Below are 8053 nucleotides of genomic sequence, written 5' to 3'. Positions count from 1 at the left end.
ATGGAAACGATTGTCGCCCAACCCACGATTTGCATAAAGGAGGCTTCACCGATTCTCATCGGTCATATTCTTTAACATAGAGGGGTATTCGTACGGTGCAAAAATCACCGACGTCCCCCTATCTCACGACGTTTTGAGCCCGAGCGCATCGGTCAAACTCGCTCGCGTCGACCGTTTGCCCAGTTCACGCACTTTGAGAGCGCTCTCGTGCAATGCGGACAAGGGGGACATCGGTGATTTTCGTGCAGCAGGGCAACCGCGAGAACAGCCCAGGGCGCTCATCCTGCGGCCGGAAGCGCACCATTCGCCGTCGACTCCAATGCGGAAGGCTGCGGCGGACGGAATCGAACCCTCGCGGGTCAATCCAGATGGAACAGCTCCTCCACCGTCGTGCCGAGTTCGCGGGCGAGACGCAGGGCGAGGGGCAGCGTGGGGTCGTACTTGTCGTTCTCCACGGCCACGATGGTCTGGCGGCTCACGCCGCAGCGCTGGGCCAGATCCTCTTGGCGCAGGCCCTTCTCCTTCCGAAGCCGCTTGATGTCGTTGCACATGGCCGGCCCTACCCGCTACGCCACGTAGAGCGCGAAGAAGCCGGCGAAGAACACCACGATCGCCACTCCCAGCGCGCCCACGAGCATCTGCGCGACGCGGTTGGGCTCGCGGTACTCGTCGTCGCCCGCCACCATGCTCCGTTTCATCCACTGCTCCGACAAGACCTGCGCCAGGACCACGGCAAGGAGCACGAATCCCGGCAGCATGTCGTGGAAGCGGCCGGTCGTCACGTACAGCACCAAGTCGACCAGCGTCCATGTTGCCAGCAGCAAGAGGGCGAGCTTGAACCCCAGCGACTCCGACCGCGTCTTGATCGATTTCTCCATCTCGTCCATGTCCGGCTCCTTCCGCTTTCGTTCCGCAAATGTAAAGAACTCTTGACTTTTCAGAGTATGGCATCCTGATCCCATAATGTCAAGAGCTCTTTACTTTTTGCTAGCTCTAAAGCGAAAGCGTTCGAGCGGCGCGCCCGCTACTTCACCACGAAGTCGCCGGGACGGCGCGGAGCCGTGCGCCGGTAGGAAACGGCAGGATGACCCAGCAGCATGCAGATCTGCAGCGGCCGGTCCTCGGCCTGGAGGAACGCCTTGACGGAGGGAAGCTCCTCGGCGGCGCGGCACAGGTAGCCGTTGAACAGGGCGCCCAAGTCGAGCGAAGCCGCCACGAGTTCCATGTTCTGCGCGGCCAACCCCGCGTCGTCGGCACGGTCGGCCGCGACGAACGCGACGGCGGGCGCGTTGCGGAACAGGAAGTCCTGCGTCCCCGCTTGCGCGTCGCGCAGGAAGGGCTTGTAGAGCTTGACCCAGCGCGGCTTGTCATCGGCGGGAAGCGCCAGCAAGCTCTCGATGCCGCTCCACACGAGGCGCTTGAGCTCGTCGAGCTCGTCCTGCACCACGATGAAGCGGCAACCTTGGGCGTTCTTCGCCGTGGCGGTGTAGCGTCCCGCCTCCAGCACGAGGCGCAGCGCGTCCTGCTCGACCGCGTTCGGGAGGTAGTCGCGCACGCTGCGACGCGACTTGATGGCCCGAAGCATCGTATGCACATCGATGGTCGCGTTGGCGGGCGAGCATACCTCCACGTCAGCCATATCATAGCTCGGAATGGACACCGCCCCGGTCGGGCACACGGCCACGCAGTGCCCGCACAGGATGCAGCTCCCTTTCACGCGAGCCGTGACGCCCTCCACCTCCAAGTTCGCGCCCACGCAGTCGTCCACGCAGCGCCCGCACCCGATGCAGTACCTCTCGTCGATCTCGATCAGCATGTTGAACCTCTCTTATTAAGGAGAGTTCGACCCCTCCCCCAACGAAGGGAGCGCCGCCCAAGCGACGCCCCCATGATCCGCGCTATAGTAGCAACCCGCCGGCCCATCCAACCCGCAACAAGGGCGGGGAGGTCGTGCAGGGTGCCGAGCTTTCGCGAAGTGTGCGAGAAGCCCTGTGCGACCTCCCCGCCCGCCCCGCAGGTCGAACCTACTCCGGCAGGTTCGCCAGCCCCGCGCGCACGCTGTCGGCGCTCGCCTGCAGCGCGGACAGCTCGTCGTCGTTCAGGTCGAACTCGACGACCTCCTCCACGCCGCCCTTGCCCAAGCGCACCGGCACGTTCATGTAGAGGTCCTCGATGCCGTACTGGCCGTCGATGTGCGCGCACACGCTCATGACCTCGTGCGTGTCGCCCAGGATTGCCTCGACCATCTTCGCGATGGACGCGCCCGGCGCGTAGTAGGCGCTGCCCGTCTTGAGGTGCGCCACGACCTCGGCGCCGCCCTTGACGCAGCGCTGCACGACCTCGGCCACGGCCGCCTCGTCCATGAGCTCCGTGATGGGGGTGCCGTCCACCGTGGTGAAGCGCGGCCAGCACACCATGCCCTCGCCGTGCGCGCCCACGGCCCAAGCCACCACGTCGGCCGGTTCGCAGCCCAGCTTCTCGCACACCGCGAACGACAGGCGCGAGGAGTCCAGCACGCCGCCCATGCCCATGAGACGGTTCGCCGGCAGGCCCGACTCGCGGAACGCCAGCGTGGTCATGACGTCGAGCGGGTTCGTCACGCAGATGAACACGGCGTTCGGGGAGGCCTCCATGGCCTGGCCGATCACCGACTTCATGATGCCGGCGTTCACGCCGAGCAGGTCCTCGCGCGTCATGCCGGGCTTGCGGGCGATGCCCGCCGTGATGACGACGATGTCGGAATCGCGCGTGTCGGCGTAGTCGTTCGTGCCGGTCACGCGCACGGTGAACTTCTCCACGCTGCGCATGTGCATCATGTCGAGCGCCTTGCCCTGCGGCAGGCCCTCGGCCACGTCGATGAGCACGACGTCGGCCAGGTTCTTGGAAGCGATGATGTGGGCGGCGGTGGCCCCGACGTTGCCGGCGCCGACGATGGTTACTTTAGGCATGTGATAGCTCCTTCGAAGTAAGATTCAGCGACCGCATTGTAGCGCCCCGCACCGTCGTCGGCGGCCGAAAGCCGCGCATCTCCAGCGAAACGGCATGTCGCAGCATGCTTCACGGACCTTCCGCTGTTAAACCAGCATTGACATTCCGCAACCCGATGCGTTGTCATCCTGAGCGAGTGGAGCGAGCCGAAGGATCCCGCGCGACACCAGCCGGAGGCACCTCAGCTGTCGCCGCGCGGGATCCTTCGGCTCCGGCGGCTTTCGCCGCCTCCGCTCAGGATGACAACCTGGCCGGGTGCGTGTCAATGTTGGTTTAACAGCGGAACGGACCTCAAGCGCACGGTTTTCGCCGCAATGTTGCGCCTCGGCCCGAAAGCTTCCACCGCGAAGAAGCGCCATCTGGGGAAACGCGCGTAGGCGACAGCTTGCACGACATCGTGGCCACCGAGAACCTTCCGCAAACGCAACATTGCGGCGAAAACCGTGCGCTCGGAGCCGAGGCCGATCTATCGACGGCACCAGGCATGAAAAAACGGCGCAGCCGCTGGGCTGCGCCGTCGAAGGGCGAAACGGGTGCTCGGGCGCTAGGCCTTCTTGGCGGGCGCCTTGCGCTTTGCGGGAGCCTTCTTGGCGGCCGACTTCTTCGCCGCGGGCTTCTTGGCGCCGGCCTTGGCGTCCTTCTTGTCCTCGTCCTGCTCCTTGCCGGGGCAGTCGAAGTTCGGGCAGAGCCTCCAGGGGCCGCGATTCGTGGTGACGACGACCATCGGTGCGCCGCAGTGCTCGCACACCTCGCCCGTGGCGGCCAGCGCTCCGTACTGGGGCAGCGGGTAGCCCGTGCCGCATTCGTCGTAGTTCTCGCAGCGGATGAAGCGCTTCAGCGTGCGCGGGTTCTTCTGCGCGATGAGCTTCGCCGTTTTGCCATTGGCCTTGCAGGCGGGGCACTCGCCCACCTCCACGTCGGGCTCCTTGTTCGTGGAGCAGTTCGGGTCGATGCAGATGGTGCGCGGTTTGCTGCGGAAGGCCGTCACCTTCACCTGGGGCATGCCGCACGTGGGGCACGGCTCGGGCACGGCCTCCACCTTGCCCTTGGGCAGGGGGTACGTGACGTCGCAGTCGGGCCAGCCGGCGCAGCCGATGAACATGCCGCGCGTCTTCTGGCTCGCGCGCAGCTGCAGGTCCTTGCCGCACTTGGGGCACGGACCCACGTAGGCGTCGGCGGCCACGGCGTCGGCCAGGGCGTCCTTCACCTCTTCCGAGTGCGGAAGCAGGCTGGCCAGCTGCTCGGACAGCAGGTTGCGCGACGTGTCCACCACCTGGGCCTTCGTCGTGCGGCCCTCGGCGATGTTGTCCATCTCCTCTTCCAGCTCGGCCGTCATCTCGGGATGCGTGATGTGCGGCGCGAACTTGTCGAGCGCGTCGCACACGGCCATGCCCAGCTGGCTGGGCTCGATGGGGTCGTTCTGGATGTACTTCACCGTGTACAGGCGCTCTATGATGGAGTGGCGCGTGGACTTCGTGCCCAGGCCCAGCTTCTCCATCTCCTGGATGAGTTTGCCCTGGCTGTAGCGCGCGGGCGGCTCGGTCTGCTTCTTCGTGCAGGTGGCGCCGCCGAACGCGATGGTCTCGCCCTCGGAAAGCGCGGGCAGCTGCTCGTCTTTCTTCAAGCCGTAGGGGTAGATGGCGCGGTAGCCCGGCTTCACCAGCACGTCGCCCTTGGCCACGAACGGCTCGGCGTTCACGTCGAGCGTCACCTTCGTGCCCTCGATGACCGCCGCCTCCGAGAGCGTCGCCAAGAAGCGGCGCGCGATGAGGTTGTACAGCTTGTAGTCGGCAGGGGCCAGATCGTCGGGCGTGGCCTTGGCCGTGGGGTAGATGGGCGGGTGGTCCGTCGTCTCCTTCTTGCCGCGCGTGGCCTTGAGCTCGCCTTTAGCCAGAAGCTCCTTGCAGTACGGCGCGTAGGCGGGGTTGCCGGAGATGGCGTGCACCGTCTCGGCCAGGTCGAGCGAGCTGGGGTACACCGTGTTGTCCACGCGGGGGTACGAGATGTAGCCGTCCATGTACAGGCTCTCGGCGATACGCATGGTGCGCGCGGGCGAGATGCCCTCGGCCGACGCGGCGGCCATGAGCGAGGTGGTGTTGAACGGCGCGGGCGGCTGCACCGTGCGCTTCTTCTTCTCCACGGAGGCCACCGTGGCGGCAGTCGCTCCCTCCACGTGCGCCATGACGGCCTGCGCCTCGGCCTCGACCTTGAAGCGGGCCGTGGCGTGCGGGGCCTCGAAGGCGTCGGGCTCGGCGCCGAACGCGCCGCGGATCACCCAGTAGTCCTCGGGCACGAACGCCAGGCGCTCGCGCTCCTTGGCCACGATGAGCGCGAGGGTGGGCGTCTGCACGCGGCCGGACGAGCGCACGTTGCCGTAGCCGGCGAACTTCACGAGCGTCAGGTAGCGCGTGAGCACCGCGCCCCAGATGAGGTCGATGTCCTGGCGCGAGGCGCCGGCGGAGGCCAGGTTCACGTCCAGCTCCACCAGGTTGGAGAACGCGTGCGTGATCTCCTCCTTCGTGAACGCCGAGTAGCGCGCGCGGGACACGGGCGCGGTGGCGTTCACCTCCTGGATGCAGCTGAGCGCGTCGCTTCCGATGAGCTCGCCCTCGCGGTCGAAGTCGGTGGCGATGATGACCGAGTCGGCCTTCTTCGCTAGGTTCTTCAGGGAGCGGATGATCTCCTTCTCCTTGGGCTGCTTCTTGATGGGCGCGTACACCAGATACGGCAGCGCGTCCATCTTCCACGTCTTCAGCTCCACGCCGTCCTCGGTGAAGGGCTTCTTCTTTTTGAAGGGGGGCTTGGGCAGCGTCGCGGGCAGGTCGGCGGGAAACGTCTCGCCCTCCTCGGTCACGCCCTGCCAGCCGCCGCGCTTCTTGTACACCATGGACGGGGTGAAGTCGGGCTCCAGGATGTGGCCGCGCAGGCCGATGGTCACCCACTCCTCGCCGTCCACGTCGAAGCGGTACACGGGCGTGGAATACACCTTGTCCGCCTTGGGTTTCTTCACGCCGAGCAAATCGGCGATCTTCTGAGCCGCGTCGTTCTTCTCGGTTACCACCAGCTTCACGCGGTTCCTCCTGTTCTACGGGCCGCCTCCTGCGGCCTGGTCGCGTTCACACGATTGCCCCAACTGGTTTATTAACGTGTGCGGGGATGAAGCGCTCGCGCCGGACGCGGACCGCTGAGGCGGCGCGCGCATCCGATGTCGGGCGCAGCAGACGCTAGCATACACGATTTTTCGCGAATGCGGTGAAAATTGCGATTCTCTTGAAAAAGCGCGAACCTTCTCGACACGGCGGAAAGCGGCCGGGCGAGCGGACGGCGAAGGATATTCAAGGGCCGAACCCCCCTCGGCGAAGACTCCTCGGGTGCGGCCTTCGATCGGGATGGCAAGGGGGCGCGGCGTCAGACGAAGCTGATCCGAAGTTGCTTGCCCAGCCCTTTGGCCACGCGCTGGAGCGTCTCGAGCGTGGGGTTGGCGTTGCCGGACTCCAGGCGGGCGAAGGCGCTCTGCTTCATGCCGCAGCGCTCGGCCAGCTCGCGCTGGGTGAGGTTCTCTTCGGCGCGCGCGGTGATGATCGCGTCGATGATGTCGTACTCGGGCTGCAGGCGCTCGTACTCGGCGGCGTACTCGGGATCTTTCATTTGCTCTGCATGGTACTCAGCGAGTGTCGTCATAGCGGCCGCCTTTCTTCCCAGTCTCGTTTGTATCTTCGGGCGCGCTCTAGCTCCGATCGCGGCGTCTTGCTCGTCTTCTTGATAAAACCGTTCGTCACGACGATCTTGCGCCCTTCGTAGAAGAAGTAGAACGCCCGGGCGATATCGTTCGCCTGCCCTATCCTTAACTCGAACAGGCCCCTGCCCATATGCTTGGCGTAAGGTTCGCGAAGTTCGAGGTTCCGCTGTTCCAGCTTTGCCAAATCGCCGGCCATTTTCGCCCTCAGCTTCGGTCTTAGCGAATCCATGAAATCGCGAACCGGCTCCGAACCGTCCGCCTTACGATAGAACACCACCTGGAAATCCATGTCACCCCTCTCCAGGCAAGTGCAGTATATAACATCTATGTTATATACGCAAGCGCTCACCCATCATCCGCCGTCGTGCCGCCTTCCGCATCGTTCGCTTTGAAGGCCGCTTCCCATCGTAGCGCCGCGACCTTGCACGGCGACCGTCGGGAGACCGCCGCGAAGCCGCGCGGACCTTGCACGCTTCCAACGGATCCGCCGTGCGGTTTTGGGCAGGTGCCCCGCGCGGAACCTGCACGAACCTTGCACGGTTCCAACGCATTGGAGAACCCGCAGGTCGCCCACCGGCGATCGGGCTTTTGGCTCGAAGCGAGTTCGGGAAATGCGATGGGGATTTCGTTACCGCGCGTTGGAGAAGCTGCGGGCGTTTCGTGAACCGGGCGATTCTCGGGTAGGCTATCCTTCAAGGTGAAGCCGCCGAACCGACCCACTCACCGCCGCGCGTATCGACCACGAAACGCACCAGCGGCGGCATCGCCCGTCCGTCCGCTCCGCTCGGAACGCCGCAATCGCCCCCTCGAAGACCGCAAGGAGTCGCGCCATGAAGAAACTGCTCGGAGTGCTGCTCGGACTGCTCGTTGTCGTCGTGCTCGTGGGCGTGGGCCTGGTGGCTCTTTCGAACCACTCGCTCGGCCCGGTGAGCGACGCGGCTCAGAACGCCAAGGCGGCCGTCGCGAACGTCGCCATGGACGCCGCCGACGTCAAGGGGAAGATCAACGACGCCGTGAAATCGAACCGCTCCGCCATCCAAGCCGCCACCGGCCTGACCGACGAGCAGTTCGACGAAGCCGTGGCCGGCCTGGCCATAAACGACTGGCAAGCCGTCGCGCTGCCGAACGATGCCGTGGCAACCGGCACGGAGAGCGCCAGCGCCCTCGGGGTGGACGGCACCATCACCACCTACGAGGATCCCTCCTACGTCACGGTGAACGCCTACGGGCAGGACGTCACCCTGGCCGTTCCCGAAAGCGCGCAAGCCTACCTGCCGTACCTCGCGCTGCTCGGATAGCCGGCTTTGCAGGCTGCGGCTTCAGGAG

Annotated in this window: 8 protein-coding genes; 1 reads left to right on the top strand and 7 read right to left on the bottom strand. The window is 65.5% G+C overall.

Features of this window, described 5'->3' with window-relative positions:
- Positions 1-359: 359 nt before the first annotated feature.
- The 7 genes from HCH03_RS08240 to HCH03_RS08210 form a co-directional block, all read right to left on the bottom strand.
- The gene (locus HCH03_RS08240; protein ID WP_221689103.1) at positions 360-551 is read right to left on the bottom strand and encodes a helix-turn-helix transcriptional regulator; all 192 of its coding nucleotides are present in this window, start codon (positions 549-551) and stop codon (positions 360-362) included.
- A 15-nt stretch (positions 552-566) separates the two neighbouring features.
- Positions 567-887: a hypothetical protein gene (locus tag HCH03_RS08235; RefSeq protein WP_221689102.1), complete on the bottom strand. Its 321-nt coding sequence runs from the start codon at positions 885-887 to the stop codon at positions 567-569.
- 137 nt (positions 888-1024) lie between these two features.
- Positions 1025-1816, bottom strand: coding sequence for a nitroreductase family protein (locus tag HCH03_RS08230; RefSeq protein WP_221689101.1), 792 nt, complete (start codon positions 1814-1816; stop codon positions 1025-1027).
- 208 nt (positions 1817-2024) lie between these two features.
- On the bottom strand, positions 2025-2948 hold the full coding sequence (mdh, locus tag HCH03_RS08225) for a malate dehydrogenase (RefSeq protein WP_221689100.1): 924 nt from the start codon (positions 2946-2948) through the stop codon (positions 2025-2027).
- A 584-nt stretch (positions 2949-3532) separates the two neighbouring features.
- Complete coding sequence (locus tag HCH03_RS08220; RefSeq protein ID WP_221689099.1) at positions 3533-6058, bottom strand: DNA topoisomerase I; 2526 nt, start codon at positions 6056-6058, stop codon at positions 3533-3535.
- Positions 6059-6396: 338 nt separating this feature from the next.
- Positions 6397-6669, bottom strand: a complete 273-nt coding sequence (locus tag HCH03_RS08215) for a helix-turn-helix domain-containing protein (protein WP_080145032.1) — start codon at positions 6667-6669, stop codon at positions 6397-6399.
- The gene (locus tag HCH03_RS08210) at positions 6666-7016 is read right to left on the bottom strand and encodes a type II toxin-antitoxin system RelE/ParE family toxin (protein ID WP_185904755.1); all 351 of its coding nucleotides are present in this window, start codon (positions 7014-7016) and stop codon (positions 6666-6668) included. Before HCH03_RS08210 ends, HCH03_RS08215 begins: the two co-directional genes overlap by 4 nt.
- A gap of 541 nt (positions 7017-7557) precedes the next feature.
- Between HCH03_RS08210 and HCH03_RS08205 the strand changes: the two genes are divergently transcribed.
- Complete coding sequence (locus HCH03_RS08205) at positions 7558-8025, top strand: hypothetical protein (protein WP_221689098.1); 468 nt, start codon at positions 7558-7560, stop codon at positions 8023-8025.
- Positions 8026-8053 lie beyond the last annotated feature (28 nt).

The organism is Gordonibacter massiliensis (ex Traore et al. 2017), from assembly GCF_019731765.1.
GTDB classification, from domain to species: domain Bacteria; phylum Actinomycetota; class Coriobacteriia; order Coriobacteriales; family Eggerthellaceae; genus Gordonibacter; species Gordonibacter massiliensis.
The sequence above is the reverse complement of the archived record's forward strand: the minus strand, read 5'-3'. Positions and strand labels throughout refer to the sequence as shown.